A 19,940-nucleotide genomic window follows, 5' to 3' on the forward strand; every position below is an offset into this window, starting at 1 on the left:
ATATTACAATTAAATAGTCTTATCTCCCCTCATACAAATCTTCAATATAATCGTCCAATGATTCTGCCATTCTGTTTCTAATTTTTCTTCGATCTTTCAATAAAGCTTTATCTTTTGTTTTATTCTCAATTTCTGCATTGACAAGCGAACCGATTAGAAGTCTAATTGATCTTAAGGACTTTTCTTGAGTAGGATCCTCTTCAAATTGATGAACAAATCTTTTGTAAAAGCTATGTGTATAATTAATTTCAATAAGTACTTTTTTACCAAAAACGTTATAACTGTATAATTGTGTATCTCCTAAATCTGATTTAATAAATATATGATAATCCCTAATACTTAGAGAGTAATCCACAATCTTAGAAATAGCCTTATCTTCAAGCAGAGGATATCTCTCTTTAATCCATTTACTAAATTCTTTTTTAATCTCGACTTTTTCATCATCAGTACTTTCTCCATCTGGATCTGGATCAGTGCCATGTTCTGTTTCACTTCCCGGTGGCAATCCCGGGCCTTTAGTTTCAGGAGTGCTATCCCTACCTACATTTTGTTTGTCAATCTCTTTCTTTATGGTAGAAATATTCTCATCTAAGTATTTTGAAATCCATCTTATTATTTCATTTGTATCTTCATCATACTCCTCATCTTTATCCAGAAATCTGATATGAGATGCTTGTTGTTTTTTGTTATCAACCCCGATTATAGAATCAAGAACAGGACTTACGATTATCTCAGCAGACCACCATCTGTGAGTCGGATCAGAAACATCTCCGATAAAACCAAAATTCCCGGAATCAATTTCTCGTCCTGCTCTTATTACGGAAATATTATTATAACCTGAAGTTCCTAATAAATTCCTTTTTAAATAAAGTTTTCCAAAAGGTTTTTGGCCGGGAGGATTTCCATATCTATTCCTTTCTTCCTTTTTACAAAATGAAAACTTTAATTCAACCTCTGTTTCAATGGTATCTCCATTATATCGAATTTTAAAAATCTCCTTACACTCTTCTTCAAAACGTTGACTTGTTGGATGTACACTTTCAGGAAATAATTCTTCAGTTTGAGTACCTTCCATTAAAAACATGGGGTCAAATGGCTTAATGGATTTTTTTGAAAGAAATTTATTGGGTTCATAGTTATTCCCATTATAATCAAATACGAAAATATTGATTTTAGTTTTGTAATAAAATCCATCTCCATCTGTAAAGCCTTGTAAATAATATCTGAAAGTTCGTCCTGCTACTTTTTCAACATGTTCAGATAATGTTTTAGCAGTCTTGGGTTTAACTCGATTTGGTTTAACCCACCTTACAATCGTTCCTTTTTTGGGAATTGAAACTTTCTTTGCTTGAATAATAGGAATTTCTATTGAATTGACATTTTCGATTTCAGGTAAAAAAGCTTCACCGGTTTGGTGTATTTCCTGTAAATCAATATAGTTATATAGAGTTTTATTTTTTTGAGTAGTATATACTTCAACTCTCTTTGTTTGAGAAATTGAAGAATTTGGCAATCCTTGTCCGTACTTTCCTAATCCATTTTTTGCTTTGGATCTTGTTCCACTACTCATTTGTAATGCTTTGTTGAATACCTCTTCATTCATTCCTTCTCCGTTGTCAACAATAAGAATTTCATCAATTTCATTATAGTCACGAGTCGTATTTTTAATAATAATTACATCTACATTACTCGCATTCGCTTGAATACTATTGTCAATTATTTCTGAAATTGCGGATACGGTACTTTTGTATCCATTCTCTTGTAACTCGAGAATATTATCAGTTCCCATTAAAGGTCTTTTCGTCATATTTGTCATTTATAAAATTCATTAAAGCTATTAAACATGCTATCATAATCTCCATGATCAAGATTATCCTTAATCGTATATAAAATGTTATTCTTATTGCCTTTATTATTAGGACCTCTTAAAATTCTTCCTACCATTTGTGAATACATTACAATTGATTCTATCGGTCTTGCAATTATACATACATCAGTTTTTGGAGCATCAAAACCTGTAGTTAAAACTCCATAATTAAGTAAAATCATCAAATCGCCACTTTTAAAACGACTTATTATGGACTGTCTATTCTTAGTGGACTGATCAACTGTCTCTGAATTAATGTTATGAAATTCTAATAAACTTTTTAAAATCCTATTATGCTCTAAACCACATGTAAACACTAATATTTTCTTTCCCTGTTCAAAATTAGTTCTGATAATGTTTAAAATAGAAGAATTTCTAGAAGCGCTAACACTTAACTCCTTTAAGGTCTTTTTAGTAAATTTGAACTCACCACGGGAGGATTTCTCAATTTCATCTGATACTTTAGTAAATGAGTCAATATCGATCCGTTCAATATCAGCAAGAAATTCTCTTTCTACGAGATAATGTATTGGTTTTGACAATTCAGTGTAGTTTGAGTCCGTTAATGAAATCTTATTGCTTTGATAGTAAGTAGATAAATTGTAGTTTGAACTATCACTCCCGTCTCCGAGACCGGGAGTTGCAGTTAAACCTAAGAGATAAACACTGGAATTTGAAACAAAATAGTCTAATGCTTTGATCCATCTTTCGGCAACCGATCGATGTGCCTCATCAACAACGACTAAATAATTATTGTTTCTAATTTTACTCCAAATAGGCTCTTTGTAATGGATTAATAATTTTTGAATTGAGCAAAAAATTATGGCAGGTTTATCTGGCAGATCAGCAGATAATTCATGATTTTCATAAAAATGACCAAATTCAATATCCTTAGTTCCTTTTTGGTTAAATAACCAATTAATTGTCTCATAAGCCTGAATACAAAGTTCACTCGATTGAGCAATCCACAATACTTTAATATTATCATTAAGCAAAGCTTTACTCGAAGACAAACGCACAAAGTCGATTATAATCTCCGCTGCCGTTCTTGTCTTACCAGAACCAGTAGGCATATGTATTAAAAATCTTTTTTGTCCATTAAAGATTAGATTAATAACTTTCCTTCTAATTCTTTCCTGAAAATCATGTAGTGTTGCTTGGCATATAGATTTTGTTGTTGGATCTTGTTTTACTATATCATCTATTTCATATTCAAAACCATAATAAGATATTATTTTTTTCCTGATCATTAAAGTTGACAATTCCGTCAATCTTTCTACCGGACGCTTACAAATGACTGCAAGTTTTTCATTTTCAAAAAGAAGTAAATCTTTTATTATTTTATCTTTTAGGATAAGTTGGCTAAAGTTATCTGCAACGAGTTCGTTAATATCAATAAATTCATCCGTATAATTATCATGATATAGGGTTATCGCACTAACATAAGATTTACCCAAATATTCAATTTTTTTACCATCGGGGATGTGTTCAACTAATTCGTGAATACTTATCATATCAATCATTGATTTGTTCAATTATTCTATTAACTTGCTTTAGCAAATCCACTTTTTGTTTTTGAGATTTTATTTTATAATTGACTAATGAAATAGCTTTTATATAATCTTCTATTGGAACATTCTTATCGAAAGTCACCTTAATTTTACTCCCTTCAAATGAGGAATTTATTGCACGAGGCATACCCATTTCACTAATTATTACAACATCATTGATCATAAACCGATCGTCTTTCATAGTATAGGTGTAATCACTCGGGTTATATTTAATCAAATTTCTAAAATAGCTCCACAAGTAATTCTGGACTACTTTCTTTGATATTTTATAATCGTATTTAGAAAAGATTTCCTTTGATATTTCTCCTGTTGTAAGAGCTTTTTCTGCTTCAACTAAAATCTGATTAATGTAAAATATTTCTTTATCCATTCTTCTTAAGCTTCTTAAAAACTGTCAATAGATATTTCGCTCTGCTAGCCTGAGCATAAAGTATTTTCATATCGGGATTCAACACTTTATCAGTATCAATAATGAAGACTATCTCAACCTCTAATCCCTTAAAAATATTGATAGAAGAATAATTGACACAGTTTCTATTCAATTGACCTGTTCTCCCCGAAAGAGATTCAATTTTATACCGATCAAACTTTTTAGTATTTGCCAAGCATGACTTTCGCTTGTCGGCATTCATCATCAGAAGTATTTTGTTAGGCGATATATTTTCTTCTTCAACCAAATGAAGCCACTCTGCTTTTATCTTGTTCATTTGGTCAGTATCATTGCTGTATTCAATAATCTTCACAGGCTCACCATGCACAGCATCTTCTTGGTACTTAATATCGCGTTTTGAATACCGCTTTAGAAAATCAATTATTTGAACTGTATTTCTGCAATTTTCCGTAAGATCAAACTGAAAAAGATTCCGATTAAGCTTTACCTCAGAGTTGGCTCCGAAAATATCTTGATCACTATCTTTAAAAATGTAAAAACTCCCTTTAGGCTTAATTAAGAGTTCAAGGGTTTCAAACCATTCCGTCTTCAAGTCTTGTGCTTCATCTATGATAATTGTATCATATTCTGGGATAAAGCCTTTAAGTGCTTCCATCATTTTTATTGGAACTCCAAGCTCCCAAAACTCTTGATCTTTATCAGCTCCATTCCACCAATTCTCATCAATCCTATCAATATAACCTCTTGCCAATGAATGATAATTGGCAACCTGTGGATTTTCAACGTTGCCCAATCCATATCTAATATTATTGGCTAATACTCTATTAAATGTTAAAAGCAATACCTTTTTCCCTTGGTCTGCTTGTTCTCGAGCAATAGTAGTAGCCATTATTGTTTTCCCTGAACCTGCCGGCCCCCTTATTAAAATGTTAGGATTAATACTGATTAAACGCAACAATTCAAGTTGCTTCTTGGTCAATTCAATAAATTTTATTTCTGCGGCCTCAATCTTCTTGTGCAATGGGAGTGCAAATCCAAGATTTCTAATTAATGGTTCCTTAAAACGATTATAAACTTCTATTTTATTCCCTTTTTTAAAAGACCACTGTTCATAGATGTACTCAAAGGCTGATTGAATAAATTTTTCAGGATATGTCAAAGCAACAGAGTCAAAATACTGCCTTTCATGTAATTCTGTTGGTAAGAATTCATTCCCCGGATTAAACATATCCGGAAACCAAACCGCCCAGCCCATTGGCACATCATTAACTAAAAAATCAAATCTTTTAATTAAACTATGCAATATTGATGTTACCTGATCAGTTGGACTAGGGAACAATTCACGTCCATTTTGTTCCCATCTGGAAGTAATTCCATCATAACTTATTTGTCCACCTTTTACTTCAATAATTAGAATACCCCTGATTCGCTGTTTCCTTATATCTGCAATGATAAAGTCAGCTTCATATTCTACTCGCTCCCCTTTTTCCAGAGCAGAAAAGCTTCTACTAAAAAAAACATCGTAATCATCCTTGTTTAGTTTGTTTAATGCTAAAAAAGTAGCTTGCTCTGCTTTATTATTGTTATTTAATGGAAAATGTGCAGGGTATATCATTAATTTACACTTTTAGTACAACGTTGCCTATTTTTAAATTGTCCTCGAATCTAAATCCACATCTAATTGAAATCTTTATAATTCAATATTCGTCCATTTTTCCCCTATATTCTTGATTGCAGCTACTAAGTCTCTTATTTTCAGTGAATCAATACAGACTGAGACTCGGTTTTTGGCTTTTATTATAGGTGGCTTAAATGTAATAATGATTTTATTTATTAGCAAACGGTGAGAATTTCAAAGACCATAATATTCATACAATAATATTTGAGTCTAATCGAGCACTAAAAAAGTAATTAGAGATAGTCAATTTGATTGCGGCTCATATCAATTCTATCTCGAATAATTCTATATTAGATGATAAAATGATATTGATGTGACTAAGTAAAAGTAAGGTGGAAATTAACACCAAACTTCAACTCTCACAGACACCACCACTATAAAGCTTGAAACTTTATATTTTAGCAGAAATTCTAATCCTAATTTCGATAAAGTATAATGTTTTTAGATTTATAAATTTTAAAATATAAACCTAATAACTTTATAAAATCTGCTTAACCAGTTTTTCGATAGTGTCTCTCCCTGATTTTATCCAAATCAATATTAAATCCTTCTGGTGAATCGGATTGTTTTTTAAGGGTACTATTCAACTTGCTTTGTGATCGTCCATCTGGTGCAATCCCAGCAATTCTGGGAGACATATAAATCTCAGAAAAGGAATCAGAATCAAATCTTTCATTTATATCATGAACTTCCTTTTGGATATCGGTTAATTCATCTTTTTCAAAATGTTCTATTACTGTCTTGCGACTCAAGCCGGTCATTCTTGCCACCGCAGCTTTTGTTATCTTCTTCCCTTCTGATTTAAGTTGTTTCTTTGCTTCAATAATTTTTTCAATTGAAGAATTCACTTTTCTTTTTCCATTAAGTTTATTGGCAATGTTCCTTTTTTCATCACCGGTTAAGTTACTATCAGGGTTGAAATGAAGGTACTTTGTTCTGATTAACCTAAAATAATAATCTTCTCTCTGAGTAATATTGTAGGTGAAATTAAAAAGCCGGTCAAATTCTTTGGATTCCATGCCGGGACATGCAAAGTGTTGATTTATAAAATAAAGGTAAGAGTAGATAAATTCCACAGGTAAAACGGGATTTAAATATACCAGAATATGAATCATTACCGGATATAATTTATGCTTTGTTCCATCTTTTATTTTATTAGGAAAATATGAACTAGCAAAATCAACAGGATATAGATCTAGTACTGGATTTTTTACTTTAATACTAGTGCTGGTTTTTATGCTTTTAAGTACTTCTTTTATATCAATTATTGAATGTGCGTAATCCAATATAATATTACTAGTATTAGTATTACACCATGACTTATATTGTTCTACGCACTTTTCATCAATCTCAAGATAAATGGAATTGGTTGGATTAAAAAATACATCAGAGTCCTGTGAAATAAACATCGCCCTACCGATCCCCTTGCTTTTATCATCAACCGGTTCTCCTTTTAAAACATATTCTTTGAGATAATACCAATATAGCTGATGATTTTCTCTGGTAATTTCATTTTCAATTTTGAATAGCACAGAAATACCACCCATGCTGCTGGAGAAACACACCAGCGCAACCATATGACCAAATTTCTTTATGAAATAATCTTTATACTCTCTGGTTTTGGATATCGGCACGTCTAGGTCGATGTAAATGTAGCCGGAAAATGATTTGAAATTCTCTTGGAATGATTCATCTTCAAGTTTTCTTCTTGAAAGAATACAATTAGGAGTAATGTATGAAAGTGATTCCTTCACTTCTTTATAGTCATCACCTTTTTCTCTCAGAGCTCGAATTCGCGTTATTGTCTTTTTTTGAGGATTATCCTCAATCAACTTAACCAGCTCGGTTATGTCGATTGTCTTTTTACATTCTGTATCTGTGATACCATTTTTGAAATAACTAAACATTGTAAAAAAAGTTCCCCAAGTTTCGCTGATAGTGGCAGTTACTCCGAGGAGACTTTACTAATCTCTTTATTTTATCGCCAATACCACTATTATTGGTCTTCATTTATAAATAGTACGAAAATTTTTGGGGAAAGTCAAGGCTAGAACCTCTACAACAGAGCTAAAATGGTAGCAGTTAATACCGAATCAAAAAATAATTTTAAAAAAACAAACTCTCAAAAGTCCTGTGTTTACAGACCTTTTAGAATAATAATTTTTACTATACACATATATACGGTAAAATATATACCATTACTATTTGGTATTTAAAAATATTTCACGTATATTTGAATAAAAATTTCGAATTATGTATCAAGAAGTCGAAGAAATAAAACAAACACTAAATTCATTGATAACGAATTTAAGAAATAAAATCAGGTACAACGATCCGATAATTAAATTCATCGAAAAGGATCATGTTGGAATAAACAAACCTGATTTTGGTATGCGGATTCTTCCTCTTCAATTAATTGATCAATATGGTCCGGAAACACTTCAAATTGAAAAAGAATATTTGAAGCGATATAAACCAGATTACAATTATTACGATAAAATGTGGTACTCACATTTCATTCTGTACTGGAAAGATAAGGTGGAGTTACTGAAAAAATATACAGGCCAAGTTGAGGAACTAAAAAGTCCGTTGGAAATATATAATGACATAAATGACCTGATGATTAAGATAGAAAGAAGATCTTGTTTGTTAAATCCAGAACCAAGATATGTCGAACAAAAACATCAGAGAGTTAGTGGAGATACGAAAGAATATAAATTTATTCGATCATACTGGGTGGATGATAACGGACACAAAAAAAGGATGATATCAAGGATGGTTGGGAATAAGTTCAATCATCTGGAAGAAGAAGTTGGGAATTTATTTCACTCACTTCAATTTGCTGTTCATAGGAGTTATAGATATGTATCAGGAGATTCTTCAACAGTTTTTGACCTCGTTATTGAGAGGGAAAATTACAAACTGGTTATTGAACTGAAAGACACCAAGAATAATGAAAGTAAATTCAATAGCCTGTTCATGTTTGATGAATTATTGAACAGATATAGAGAAGAATATCCTAACGGATAATTTTTTTAAATAACATGTAAACCATTTTAAAATGTACATATGAATGTAATAAATCAAATACCAATCGTAGTGAAAAGTTTAATGGGATTGGTGTGTTTTTTTGACTCATGTGTATACCAAATTAAACTGTATAGAAACAAAAATTAGATAAAATGAAAACAACAAGTTTCACCAAAGAAGTACATATAAGTACACTGTTTCGACATCCTTTTCACGAGAGGATGTATGACGACAACGATGGTTCTTTTCTGAATGAATCCATCAAAAGAACAGGGAATAAACCGATTAATCCAATTATTGGAATTCGCATTCCCGGTGACCATGACAGATACTTCGTTCTGGTAGGTTGGAGTCGTGTTAAATCCTTAGAACAACTTGGACATGAGACTACTCAAATTACAGTATTTGATCTTGAGGATGAAAAGGAGATCCAAAGTTTGATTATTGATTCAAACAAACAACGGATTAAGTCTGGTTATGAGTTAATGATGGAATTTATCTATTATCTCGGTTATTATCCACAACATAGGGGAGTACCGGGCAATAGATACTCAAAAATTGGGAAGGAACTTGGAATAAGTAAACACCGGGTAAAAGACCTTGTAATGTTATATGAGTTTTTCAAAGGTGAAGGTGATTGTATCCTTGAAAGTGTTTTTGGAAAGGAGTTATCAATTAATCAAGGGAAGAAACTTAAAAAAATTGTTGAGAAATTTCCTGAGAAATTCAATTCGGAACAATCATTCAGAAAACTATGTAACAAAAATTTTGATTTTGAAAGGTTGAACTACTCTTTACTTAATCTTGATATCGATGATGACTTTGAATTTGAATTGATGGAATCTTACCTACGTAGAGATAAGAATTTTAATGAATTCAATAAAAGTTTAGATCAATATGGAAAGACCATTCAGAGAGTAGATGATCACAATAAAAGGAAAGTTGAAGTCCCTGAGATTGACGAAAACTACAAATCAAAACACGTACAACTTTATAATTGTGATAATAGAAAATTCAAACCACTTGAACCTTTTAGTAAATTAATAAAATGCCTCGTGGGGTCACCACCATATGGAAACCTAAGATTAAATGGAGATGATCCCGAAAACGAAACCGGTCATAACATGACTGGTCAGGAGTATGGTGTTTATCTTTCTGAGACTTATTCAAGATATAAGGAATACCTAGATCCGACAGGTAGTATTTATGTCATAATAAATGATTCCAGAAATGATCACGGATCATTCTCTCTTATACCGGAACACTTTGTTGTGGAGATGAAACTTAGAGGATTTGAATTGGTTGGACGTTATTCATGGAATAAAATCAATCCTCAACCCCGTTCATACAATGTGAAAAATATGACCAATGGTTTTGAGATGATTTACAGGTTCAGTCCTAATCCTGAACTATGTTATTTCAATCCTGACCTATTTTTGGAATTAGATGAACGTGAAAGAGGATTTAGTCAAGGATGTACCAATACCGATAACAAAGGAAACACTACTCGCGGAACACTTTACTACCAGTCTCATCTAAAAAAAGTACGTGATACCTTGGATGAACAAACCTGTCAAGATGTTATTCGGGGGAATGTAGCAAATCCGGAAGACTTCTTCCGTCAAGTCGATGAGAAAAGACATACATCGACCAGTCCAATATATCTGACATCAACCTTAATCTTAGAATCTACTAAACCGGGTGATTTGGTTGTGGATATTTGGGGTGGTGTTGGAAATACAATGGTTTCAAGTCTTCTTCTTGGACGTGACTACATCGGTATAGAAAAGGAAGAAAACTACTTCAAACAGTCCCAAAGACGACTTCAAATGACCGAAAAAATGATTGAAGATATTACTGTTAACTCTGGTGATAATGAAATTAAAATGTTACCAGCAGCATAGGAAATGAATTATAAATCAGGTGGATTTTCCACCATTAAAATTAAATACGATGGGAATTAATAGTTCAAAAGGTAACATGTATGAATTTGTGACACATACATGGAATACCGTAAAAGGAAAATGTTATCACGATTGCTCCTATTGTTATATGAAACGATGGGGACATTTGAACGATGTCAGATTTGATGACAAAGAGTTAAAAACTGATTTGGGAGAAGGGAATTTCATCTTTGTTGGAAGTAGCAATGATTTGTTCTCAACAGGAATCCCAGATGAATGGATTCAGAACACTTTGGATTACTGTAAAATGTTCGATAATCAGTATTTATTCCAAACCAAGAATCCCGTTCGTCTAAAAGATTTTGAATTACCTGAAAAATCAGTTGTGTGTACGACTATCGAAACCAACCGGATCTATAAGAATATCATGGGAAAAAGTCCAAGTCCTGAAATTCGTGCTAAAGGAATGTTTTCTATTGATTTACCCAAATACTTAACAATTGAACCAGTATTGGATTTTGATACGGAAGAGCTACTTGAGTTGGTGAAATTATGTAATCCCATCCAAGTAAATATAGGAGCTGATAGTGGAAACCATAAACTACCAGAACCTGATAACCAAAAGATAAGGGAACTGGTTGGGGGATTAATGATGTTTGTTCCCAATATCAAGTTGAAAAAGAACTTAAAAAGAATATATACCAATGAAGTGTTAGACACTACGGAATTTGAAAAGAAACTTGATCGGTTTTGTCGAAAACATTGGGATTCATTAGGTAATAAAATTATTAAAAAATAAGTCATGAAAACAATTAAACAAAATGGTTCGGAGAGTAATCCTAAAAACTCTCAGTTAAACATAAACATTCAAATTATTGACTCCAGAATTAACGAACATCTTAACTCAATCAAAGAAAAAACAAATGAGTATTGGGAAACAATGGAAGAAAGGTTTGAACAAATGAAGGATGAAGTAATGTGTTCTCTCACAGATAGAATTGAAGAAATCTTGGATGAGATATGTCCACTAGAGATTATGGATGAAGTGGATGAAGAAGAACTTGAGAACTATATTGACGAGAATTATAATGGTATGGTAGACCAGTTGTCCGATTTAGTTTGGGATAATCTTTAAACATGTTTGGTGTTTATTACCACCGACCTTCATGACCTAACTAAACCGGTGAAGTCTGAGGGTCGGGTAAAATCTAAATATTTATTAGAAATTAAAAAATAAAATTATGGCAACATTGGAACAATACAAAGATTGTCCGGTATGTAACTCACCGAATTGTTTGATGGAAACTAATTCCAGAACATTAGAAGAATATGCAGGTTGTCCAGACTGTGGATACAGATATGTTTTAAAATTGAAACGAGATGAAGAAGGTAACTTAATCCTGAAAGATAAAGAAAAGGGTAGATCATTGGATAATTTCATTCCAGATATATATGAATTAAAAAATCCATATGGTTCATATCTTATTAAAAAGGCTGGGTATGTTTCAGCCCAGGGGTCGTTAAAAGATATCGAAGAATACAATAAGTTTAGAAGATACATTGAAAAAGTACGACTCGAAAGTGACATTTCAGAGGTGATCATAAAGAGATATTGGCAAGGTCGGTTCATAGTAATTAAACTTAGACATGGCCTGCTATCTGATAATGATGACTTATGGGAATATAGACAAGAATATGGAATCCAGAATTGTGCTTCCTGTTCCTATTGTGAAAATCAAATGGAAGATGTTAACTGGGTCATTGGGGGTGAAAAACTGTGCCCTGAATGTTTTATGACAACTAATGACCAGTCTGAAAGAGAATGCATTGAAGCTGAAATCGAATACCAAGTTATGATGAATCAACTCGACAAAATAAACAAACAAAAAACAAATTAACATACAAAGTCATGAAATCAGAAAAAGAAAAAATAAAATGCTTAAGATGTAAATCACTAAAACTTTGGGAAGATGTTGATGAAAGAACTGGTGAAGGATTTGTTATGTGCCTTGATTGTGGGTGCAACTTCACTCTTAAATGGAAACAAGATGAAAATGGATACTATATTCTAAAGGATACATCCAAAGGTATTTCACCAGAGAATGTACTAATCGAGAAAACTGATATAAAATATCCTTATGGTATTTGTATAACAAGGATATCAAAGGGTCAATATGAGTTTGGAGTTTTACAAGAATCCAATGATTCTGACTTTCTGCGACAATATATTAACGATATCATGATTTATGATGACAAAACAGAGATAAAGGTAAATAGGTACATAAATGGGAAAATTAAATCGGAATATTTCCTTCGAAATGATTGGAAGAAATGAGGACAAGGACTGACTGAGGACTAGTAAGCGCCTTAAATGTGAACTGTCTAACTGCATAACTGGAAGCTTAATTTTTTGCTAAATCCGCTCTCAAAACCAAGACACCACCTATAAAAATTGAATAAATTATAAAAGCATACAAGCCATGATAAACGAAAAAGAATGTACAAAAATTTTAAACGGGGGGACGGTTAAGTTTTCCAAGGACGAGGTTAAGATGATAAGGGATTTGCTAATTCAGTTGGCAACTATAGAATACGAAGAATATAAAGAAAACATTAAAATAAAAAAATTAGAAAATGAACGTGATTTGTTACAAGCGGGTTAGTACTGATGACCAAGCTGATAGGGGTTTTAGTCTAAATTATCAGGAAAAAATGTTGAAACAATTTTGTAGTGTTAACAATTACAATATTGTAGATATATATACTGAAGACTATTCTGCAAAAACATTCGATCGACCAGAATGGAAGAAGATTATAAGTTATATCAAATCGCACAAAGGACAAGTTGACATTATTCTTTGTTTGCGTTGGGATCGTTTTTCACGGGATTTAAGACAGTCTTTGGCAACCATTGATTATTTGAATGAACTTGGTGTTAAGATTGACACTATTGAACAACCATTAGATTTGTCAAACGTAGATAATGATATTCTTTTGAGTGTATATCTTACACTGCCTCAGGTTGAAAACAAAAAAAACTCGATAAGGACGAAAGATGGGATGCATAGAGCGCAGATTGAGGGGTGCTGGACTGCATGCGCACCAAAAGGCTTTGTCAATCATAGAGATGAAAATAATAAATCTACTTTGAGACCAAGTAAAGAAGCACCAATTATCAAACAAGCATTTGAGAGGATGGCAACTGGTTCCTATTCCGCAGATGAAGTTAGAAGATGGGTAAACGATAAGGGTGTAAAAATAAGTAAACAAGTTTTTTTAAATACGTTACGAAATCCAGTATATACAGGGAAAATAAGGGTAAAACAACACTTGGATGAACCAGAACAAGTTGTAGAAGGACTTCACCCTGCCATAGTTGATCCGGAGACGTTTTACCGAGCCAATGAAGTTCTTGAGGGTAGAGTACGGAATATGAAGTTTCATGAGGATAAAACCGACATATACCCCTTAAAAGGGTTCATGACATGTCCTGTCCATGGAACATCAATTACTGCTTACGGAGCCAGAGGAAGATTGGGAGAACTTCACCATTATTACTTGTGTGTAAAATCCAAAGAATGTGGTCAGCGTCACAGAATCGAAGATGTACACGAGAGTATTGAAGACATTCTATCAAATATAAAAGTTTCAGCTCAAACGGTGGTGTTATACAAGTCGATGTTGAAGAAGTTATTCGAAAAGAACGACTACATAAGATTGGATGAGATCACAAGAACTGAAAAGGAAATTGATAAGATAAAACAACGTATTACAAACCTTCAAGACCAGTTAATGGATGGTGAAATTTTCCCGAATGACTTCCATCCGATGAAAGAAAGAACCGAAAAGACCCTAATAGGACTTGAACTCAAATTAAAGAATCTGAAACAAACGACATCACCTTTCAAAACCTTTATAAATAAAGAGGTTCCGATGTTAGAGAACCTTGTTGAGTATTACAAAAAAGCGGATGGAAAGACCAAGAAGAAGATTTTAGGTTGCATCTTTTCTGAAAAACTCGTTTTGGAGAAAGGAAAAGTTGCAACCTACGAATTCACCTTACCGATACAAGTACTTCTCAATGCCAGCAAGGTTTTCAAAAATTCGGGCACAAAAAAAGAGGTCGAAAATGACCTCTTGTCCTGTGTGGCTCCCCAGGTTGGACTTGAACCAACGACCTACGGATTAACAGTCCGCCGCTCTAACCAACTGAGCTACTGGGGAAGATTAATTCCCTTATGAGAACCGTTGCTTTTCAAAAGCGATGCAAAAGTAATAGCTTTTCTGAAAAGTCAAAACTTTTTTCAAAAAAATCTTGCATTCTTATTTACTCTAAAAAGGCACATTTTATCGGCGAACGAAAACTATATGAATGCTGTCTTGTTATACTCACAGAAAACCGACTCAAATTAATGTTTTGAACGACTTCAAAAAACAGTTTACATAATCATAAAAAATTAATAACGATGAAAAAAATGAATAAACTCTTTTCTTTACTCATGATCATGAGTGTTCTGACAATTACAGGTTTTAAAGCAAAAGCACACTGCGAAATTCCCTGCGGGATTTATGGTGACTCGGTTAGAATCGCACTGATTTACGAAGACATAGAAACCATCGAAAAATCGATGAACAAGATCAACACCTTATCAGATCAGGATTCACCTGATTACAACCAATTGGTGCGCTGGGTGATGAATAAAGAGGAACATGCCAAGAAAATTCAGGAGATTGTAAGCCAGTATTTTCTTCATCAACGCATTAAAATAGTATCGGCCGATGACGATGCAGCCTACCTGAAATACACGAAGCAACTCGAATTGCTCCATCACATTGCTGTTTTTGCCATGAAGAGTAAACAAAGTACCGACTTATCTATTATCGATACCTTACGTGAGAAAGTTCATGCATTTGAGCACGCTTATTTTGGCGACGAACATTAATATATTGCATTATAAATTTTAGGAGGAGCACAAAATGCTCCTCTTTTTTGTTCGAAGAATTACATTTAACTTATTAAATATTGACAAACACACACTAATCGCTAAATTTGGATTTACCAAATCACCAAAATGAGTTTGTTTATGAAAGCTCTCTTTTCCTTTGTGTTGATCTGCCTGTGCGTTTTTGAAGTGAAAGCTCAATCACATCATATTGAACTTCAAATTCAAAATCAACCCGAAAATCCCATTGTACTTGGCTGGATTAAAGGTGATAACTTTTTTAAAATTGACAGTGTGCAAGCTACAAATGGAGTTGTACGCTTTGATCTTCCGGACGATGCACATACCGGAGTTTACCGAATGATATTGGGCAAGACCGGTTATGCACGGGTAATGAATGAAGGACCTCAACAACTCGATTTTATTTATAACAATGAGGATATTAATCTAAGGACTGATTTTAAGGTTCCGGTTGAAGTCCTACAGGTGATCCGTTCGGAAGAAAACAGCTTTTATTACGATTTTATGCAACGCCAAAGCGAATACGAGAAAGCCATTTCGCTGATGGAACAGGAAGTGAACCATTACTGGCTGGATAACGACACTGCCAAAGCCATTAGTCTTTCCAACGAATTTAATCAGCTCCAGATGGAATGGGATCTGCGCATCGTTCAGGCCATGCAGCTGCACGCTGATTTGTATGCGTCGAAACTGATCGGAGCAAAACGTGTCCCTTTAAAAGACGGCTTTTTATCGCCCGAAGAACGCAAAGAAGCCTTAAAAGCTAATTTTTTCAATCATACCGATTTTAGCGACGAGAGCCTAATGTACTCACAAGCACTCACCGACAAAGTTTTTGATTACCTGGTTTTGTTCAACGATAAATCTTACACGCAACAACAACGTACCGCGGCATATAAAAAAGCCGTGGATGTGGTTCTTTCACTAACAAATAAAAATCCTGTAGTGTACGATTTTATTGTTCAGTATCTTATTCATGGATTTGACGTTCTGGACTTGCAGGAAGTTATCGCACACATTGAAGCGACAAAATAGCACTGGTAAAAATCATACTTTTTAGGAATTCCTGTTCCGCGAATTAGGTTTCCATTTTATTAGAATTACAGAATTCTTAAGAATCTTTATTTTAGCAAAAATTTCTACTATGATTCCAATAATGAAAATCATAAAAGCCCTGCCGGACAATACCTCGGTTATGGTGTTGACTGAAAAGACGGAGCAGGCATACGAACATGTAATTAACAATTCAGAACGCAGTTACCTTGAAACTGTACTCGAGAAAAAAACGGATGTGGTAATCTATCGGTTGCCAACATTATTATTTGTCGGGAAAATAAATAAAAACGAGGAAAGCTACCTGCAACTTGAAACCGCGCGTAAAAGTGGAGCAAAATTATTTGCGGCTTTAAAAGAAATCGATTCGCGAAAAGTGATGCTCAAAAACTTGTGTTCCCCGAATTTAATGACGGCTTTGCTTGAAGGTCTTTTGCTCAGTAACTATACCTTCGACAAATACAAAAAGGAAAAGGAAGAATTTTTTATTGAAGAGATTTTTGTACCGGAAAATTCCATCGGCGAAGACAAAATTGCTGAACTCATTAATGTAATACGCGCCATTTTTGCCGCACGCGACCTGGTAAACGAACCGTTGTCGTTTTTAACTGCGCCTCAGTTTTCGAAAGAAATGGAGAAACTTGGAACGGAAGCCGGTTTTGATGTTGAAGTTTTTAATAAGCAAAAAATCGAGTCGCTGAAAATGGGCGGATTACTAGCCGTTAATAAAGGCAGTATCGATCCGCCAACTTTTAATCTCCTGGAGTGGAAACCCGACAACGCCACCAATAAAAAACCTGTTGTGCTGGTTGGTAAGGGTATTGTTTACGATACAGGCGGGCTAAGTTTGAAGCCAACCCCCAACTCCATGGATTTCATGAAAACCGACATGGCCGGTGCCGCCGTGATGATCAGCACACTATATGCCATTGCCAAAAACAAATTGCCCATTCATGTAGTTGCTTTGATTCCGGCAACAGACAACCGCCCCGATGGGAATGCTTATGTCCCGGGCGATGTGATCACCATGTTCGATGGAACAACGGTTGAGATAAAAAATACTGATGCCGAAGGCCGGCTTATTCTGGCCGATGCGCTGAGTTATGCAAAAAAATACAATCCGGAACTCGTGATCGACTACGCCACTTTAACAGGTTCAGCCGATATTATTGCCGGCACGCACGCAGCAGTGGTAATGGGTAATAGCGAAGAAACTATTGCTTCCTTAAAAAGAACCGGGCTAAAAACCTACGAGCGATTGATTGAAGTTCCTATCTGGGAAGAATATGGCGAAGCGCTCAAATCGAATATTGCCGATCTGAACAACCTTGGTACGCGTGAGGCACAATCGAGCATAGCCGGGAAATTCCTGGAACATTTTACTGATTACAAGTGGGTGCATATCGACTCGGCAGGAACTCCGTTCTACAAAAAAGCCAGTCATTATCTGCCGGCTGGAGGAACTGGTTTTGGGGTAAGGCTTATGTACAACTTTTTGAAAGATACCTACTGCTAATCACGGCTATTTTCGTTTTTAACAACTTAAAATACAGTGACCTGTTATTTGCTTATACGGTCCTCCCGGCTATGAATCTTTCAATTAAAAAATTAACTTTGCAGCGCTTGCCAAAAAAGGGATGATTTTAAAACCGGTATCTGGTCGAATTCGTGCAGAGCTCGCGAAATACCGTAAAACGAACAAAACAAAAAGTGTAATTGCAACATAATGAGACAGCATAGTAAACACGACAACATAATAATCGGAATTTCACACGGCGATATTAACGGCATAGGTTACGAAGTAATCTTAAAAACTCTTCGCGATCCAAGAATATTGGAAATGTGTACACCTATTGTTTACGGATCGCCCAAAGTGGCTGCCTACCACCGAAAGGCGCTAAATATTAACGATGTCAGCTTCAACCATATCCGAAGCACCAAGGAAGCCTTTCATAAAAAAGCAAACATTATAAATTGTGTCGATGAACAAGTTCGTGTTGAGCTTGGAAAATCGACCGAAGAAGCAGGCTTGTCTTCGTACAATGCACTTGAAAAAGCTACTCAGGACCTCGAAAAAGGTTATATCGATGCTTTGATCACGGCTCCCATTAATAAAGACAATATTCAGGGCGAGAATTTTAAGTTCCCGGGGCATACCGAGTTTCTGGCCGAAAAATTCAATACAAAGGATTACGCCATGCTAATGGTGAGTGAAACCATGAAAGTTGGGGTGGTTACCACACACATTCCTATTTCGGAAGTGGCACAAAGCCTGACCAAAGAGGCCATTCTTTCAAAGATCAGGATCATTAATAAATCGCTGCAACAGGATTTTTCAATCACGCGACCGAGAATTGCAGTTTTTGGATTGAATCCGCATGCCGGGGATAACGGATTAATTGGTAAGGAAGACAAGGAAATAATACTTCCTGCTGTAATTGAGGCTAAAAAAGAAGGAATTATCGCACTTGGTCCTTACCCCGCCGATGGCTTTTTCGGATCGGAAGATTACCGTAAGTTTGATGCAATTCTGGCCATGTATCACGACCAGGGACTGATTCCTTTTAAGCTGGCTTCGTTCGATCGGGGTGTGAACTACACTGCGGGTCTTCCGGTAATACGAACCTCGCCTGCACATGGTACTGCCTACTCGCTGGCGGGAGAAGATAAAGCTTCACCCGAGTCGTTCAGACAGGCGCTTTACCTGGCCATCGATATCTACAAAAACCGACAGATATACGACGAAATTTCAAAAAATCCACTGAGGAAATACGAAATCAACCCCAACCAGGTGGATGAAAGCGTTGATATTGAAGCAAGCGAGGAAGAAGATAACTTATAAAAGGGATTGACATGTACGAATATATCCGGGGCAATATAGCGGATATCAGTCCGGCCAACATTATTATTGAAGCGGGCGGAATAGGCTATTTCATTCATATTTCATTGAATTCATACAGCCAACTTAGCGGGAAGAAAGATACACGCTTGTACCTTCACCAGATTGTACGCGAAGATGCACATACGCTCTATGGTTTTGCCGATAGCAAAGAGCGTGAATTGTTCAGAAACCTGATCTCGGTAAACGGCGTTGGAGCAAGTACGGCAATTATGATGCTTTCCTCCTTAACAGCCGACGAAATTCGCACTGCAGTAACCACCGAAAATGTTGCTGTTTTAAAGGCTGTAAAAGGCATCGGGGCAAAAACCGCACAACGTATTATCATCGATTTAAAAGACAAGCTCGGAAAATTATCTGAAAGTGGTCATATTTTGCCGGCAACAGACAATACAATACAGATTGAAGCGTTATCTGCATTAGTCATGCTGGGGTTTGCAAAAAAGGACGCGGAAAAGGTAGTTTCCAAAATTCTTGGCGAACAACCCGACTCAACTGTAGAAAGTGTGATTAAACAAGCATTAAAAAGGCTGTAACCGGGAAGACCGTACCAAATCTGTCGAGAATGAAAGCACAGAAATTA

The 19,940-nt window shown here is 34.9% G+C and carries 17 protein-coding genes, 1 tRNA gene and 1 pseudogene; 13 read left to right on the forward strand and 6 right to left on the reverse strand.

Annotated elements, in window-relative coordinates:
- Positions 1-19: 19 nt before the first annotated feature.
- The 5 genes from WFY05_RS01860 to WFY05_RS01880 all read right to left on the reverse strand — a co-directional run bounded on the left by WFY05_RS01860 (position 20) and on the right by WFY05_RS01880 (position 7,414).
- A complete protein-coding gene (locus WFY05_RS01860) occupies positions 20-1,807 on the reverse strand; it encodes an ATP-binding protein (protein WP_340111019.1) in 1,788 nt (595 codons plus the stop codon).
- Positions 1,808-1,812: 5 nt separating this feature from the next.
- Positions 1,813-3,390 (reverse strand): DEAD/DEAH box helicase, encoded by a 1,578-nt coding sequence (locus tag WFY05_RS01865; protein WP_340111020.1) that lies wholly within the window; start codon positions 3,388-3,390, stop codon positions 1,813-1,815.
- Positions 3,383-3,808, reverse strand: coding sequence for a hypothetical protein (locus WFY05_RS01870; RefSeq protein WP_340111021.1), 426 nt, complete (start codon positions 3,806-3,808; stop codon positions 3,383-3,385). The genes WFY05_RS01865 and WFY05_RS01870 overlap by 8 nt, the downstream gene beginning before the upstream one ends.
- The gene (locus WFY05_RS01875) at positions 3,801-5,444 is read right to left on the reverse strand and encodes a nuclease-related domain-containing DEAD/DEAH box helicase (RefSeq protein WP_340111022.1); all 1,644 of its coding nucleotides are present in this window, start codon (positions 5,442-5,444) and stop codon (positions 3,801-3,803) included. Before WFY05_RS01875 ends, WFY05_RS01870 begins: the two co-directional genes overlap by 8 nt.
- 554 nt (positions 5,445-5,998) lie before the next feature.
- On the reverse strand, positions 5,999-7,414 hold the full coding sequence (locus WFY05_RS01880; RefSeq protein ID WP_340111023.1) for a hypothetical protein: 1,416 nt from the start codon (positions 7,412-7,414) through the stop codon (positions 5,999-6,001).
- A 346-nt stretch (positions 7,415-7,760) separates the two neighbouring features.
- Between WFY05_RS01880 and WFY05_RS01885 the strand changes: the two genes are divergently transcribed.
- The 8 genes and pseudogenes from WFY05_RS01885 to WFY05_RS22250 form a co-directional block, all read left to right on the forward strand.
- A complete protein-coding gene (locus WFY05_RS01885; RefSeq protein ID WP_340111024.1) occupies positions 7,761-8,537 on the forward strand; it encodes a hypothetical protein in 777 nt (258 codons plus the stop codon).
- Positions 8,538-8,689: 152 nt separating this feature from the next.
- On the forward strand, positions 8,690-10,441 hold the full coding sequence (locus WFY05_RS22350) for a DNA methyltransferase (RefSeq protein WP_340111025.1): 1,752 nt from the start codon (positions 8,690-8,692) through the stop codon (positions 10,439-10,441).
- Between the two features lie 49 nt (positions 10,442-10,490).
- The gene (locus WFY05_RS01895) at positions 10,491-11,240 is read left to right on the forward strand and encodes a hypothetical protein (RefSeq protein WP_340111026.1); all 750 of its coding nucleotides are present in this window, start codon (positions 10,491-10,493) and stop codon (positions 11,238-11,240) included.
- A 3-nt stretch (positions 11,241-11,243) separates the two neighbouring features.
- On the forward strand, positions 11,244-11,576 hold the full coding sequence (locus WFY05_RS01900) for a hypothetical protein (RefSeq protein WP_340111027.1): 333 nt from the start codon (positions 11,244-11,246) through the stop codon (positions 11,574-11,576).
- Positions 11,577-11,682: 106 nt separating this feature from the next.
- Positions 11,683-12,339 (forward strand): hypothetical protein, encoded by a 657-nt coding sequence (locus WFY05_RS01905; protein ID WP_340111028.1) that lies wholly within the window; start codon positions 11,683-11,685, stop codon positions 12,337-12,339.
- Positions 12,340-12,350: 11 nt separating this feature from the next.
- Positions 12,351-12,776 (forward strand): hypothetical protein, encoded by a 426-nt coding sequence (locus tag WFY05_RS01910; protein WP_340111029.1) that lies wholly within the window; start codon positions 12,351-12,353, stop codon positions 12,774-12,776.
- Between the two features lie 145 nt (positions 12,777-12,921).
- Positions 12,922-13,104 carry a hypothetical protein gene (locus WFY05_RS01915; protein WP_340111030.1) on the forward strand — a complete coding sequence of 61 codons (183 nt, stop codon included), beginning with the start codon at positions 12,922-12,924 and terminating at the stop codon, positions 13,102-13,104.
- Positions 13,076-13,852, forward strand: a pseudogene (locus WFY05_RS22250) (recombinase family protein); the annotation flags it as partial. The gene WFY05_RS01915 and the pseudogene WFY05_RS22250, both read left to right, overlap by 29 nt.
- 736 nt (positions 13,853-14,588) lie before the next feature.
- Here WFY05_RS22250 and WFY05_RS01920 read toward each other — a convergent pair.
- Positions 14,589-14,665: transfer RNA gene (locus tag WFY05_RS01920), tRNA-Asn, on the reverse strand.
- 242 nt (positions 14,666-14,907) lie between these two features.
- Between WFY05_RS01920 and WFY05_RS01925 the strand changes: the two genes are divergently transcribed.
- From WFY05_RS01925 to ruvA, 5 genes are all read left to right on the forward strand, one after another.
- Positions 14,908-15,384: a superoxide dismutase [Ni] gene (locus WFY05_RS01925; protein WP_340111031.1), complete on the forward strand. Its 477-nt coding sequence runs from the start codon at positions 14,908-14,910 to the stop codon at positions 15,382-15,384.
- A gap of 141 nt (positions 15,385-15,525) precedes the next feature.
- Positions 15,526-16,440: a hypothetical protein gene (locus WFY05_RS01930; protein ID WP_340111032.1), complete on the forward strand. Its 915-nt coding sequence runs from the start codon at positions 15,526-15,528 to the stop codon at positions 16,438-16,440.
- Between the two features lie 109 nt (positions 16,441-16,549).
- Positions 16,550-17,974 carry a leucyl aminopeptidase family protein gene (locus tag WFY05_RS01935; RefSeq protein ID WP_340111033.1) on the forward strand — a complete coding sequence of 475 codons (1,425 nt, stop codon included), beginning with the start codon at positions 16,550-16,552 and terminating at the stop codon, positions 17,972-17,974.
- 210 nt (positions 17,975-18,184) lie between these two features.
- Positions 18,185-19,300, forward strand: coding sequence for a 4-hydroxythreonine-4-phosphate dehydrogenase PdxA (pdxA, locus tag WFY05_RS01940; protein WP_340111034.1), 1,116 nt, complete (start codon positions 18,185-18,187; stop codon positions 19,298-19,300).
- Between the two features lie 11 nt (positions 19,301-19,311).
- The gene (gene ruvA / locus WFY05_RS01945) at positions 19,312-19,893 is read left to right on the forward strand and encodes a Holliday junction branch migration protein RuvA (RefSeq protein ID WP_340111035.1); all 582 of its coding nucleotides are present in this window, start codon (positions 19,312-19,314) and stop codon (positions 19,891-19,893) included.
- The last annotated feature ends 47 nt before the right edge of the window (positions 19,894-19,940 follow it).

Source organism: Maribellus mangrovi (assembly GCF_037646455.1).
In the GTDB taxonomy this organism is placed as follows: domain Bacteria; phylum Bacteroidota; class Bacteroidia; order Bacteroidales; family Prolixibacteraceae; genus Draconibacterium; species Draconibacterium mangrovi_A.

Bases quoted from the DNA above. Each gene is read 5' to 3' on its own strand.
- WFY05_RS01860 (WP_340111019.1), bottom strand. From the start codon at position 1,807: ATGACGAAAAGACCTTTAATGGGAACTGATAATATTCTCGAGTTACAA.
- WFY05_RS01865 (WP_340111020.1), bottom strand. From the start codon at position 3,390: ATGATTGATATGATAAGTATTCACGAATTAGTTGAACACATCCCCGAT.
- WFY05_RS01870 (WP_340111021.1), bottom strand. From the start codon at position 3,808: ATGGATAAAGAAATATTTTACATTAATCAGATTTTAGTTGAAGCAGAA.
- WFY05_RS01875 (WP_340111022.1), bottom strand. From the start codon at position 5,444: ATGATATACCCTGCACATTTTCCATTAAATAACAATAATAAAGCAGAG.
- WFY05_RS01880 (WP_340111023.1), bottom strand. From the start codon at position 7,414: ATGTTTAGTTATTTCAAAAATGGTATCACAGATACAGAATGTAAAAAG.
- WFY05_RS01885 (WP_340111024.1), top strand. From the start codon at position 7,761: ATGTATCAAGAAGTCGAAGAAATAAAACAAACACTAAATTCATTGATA.
- WFY05_RS22350 (WP_340111025.1), top strand. From the start codon at position 8,690: ATGAAAACAACAAGTTTCACCAAAGAAGTACATATAAGTACACTGTTT.
- WFY05_RS01895 (WP_340111026.1), top strand. From the start codon at position 10,491: ATGGGAATTAATAGTTCAAAAGGTAACATGTATGAATTTGTGACACAT.
- WFY05_RS01900 (WP_340111027.1), top strand. From the start codon at position 11,244: ATGAAAACAATTAAACAAAATGGTTCGGAGAGTAATCCTAAAAACTCT.
- WFY05_RS01905 (WP_340111028.1), top strand. From the start codon at position 11,683: ATGGCAACATTGGAACAATACAAAGATTGTCCGGTATGTAACTCACCG.
- WFY05_RS01910 (WP_340111029.1), top strand. From the start codon at position 12,351: ATGAAATCAGAAAAAGAAAAAATAAAATGCTTAAGATGTAAATCACTA.
- WFY05_RS01915 (WP_340111030.1), top strand. From the start codon at position 12,922: ATGATAAACGAAAAAGAATGTACAAAAATTTTAAACGGGGGGACGGTT.
- WFY05_RS01925 (WP_340111031.1), top strand. From the start codon at position 14,908: ATGAAAAAAATGAATAAACTCTTTTCTTTACTCATGATCATGAGTGTT.
- WFY05_RS01930 (WP_340111032.1), top strand. From the start codon at position 15,526: ATGAAAGCTCTCTTTTCCTTTGTGTTGATCTGCCTGTGCGTTTTTGAA.
- WFY05_RS01935 (WP_340111033.1), top strand. From the start codon at position 16,550: ATGATTCCAATAATGAAAATCATAAAAGCCCTGCCGGACAATACCTCG.
- pdxA (WP_340111034.1), top strand. From the start codon at position 18,185: ATGAGACAGCATAGTAAACACGACAACATAATAATCGGAATTTCACAC.
- ruvA (WP_340111035.1), top strand. From the start codon at position 19,312: ATGTACGAATATATCCGGGGCAATATAGCGGATATCAGTCCGGCCAAC.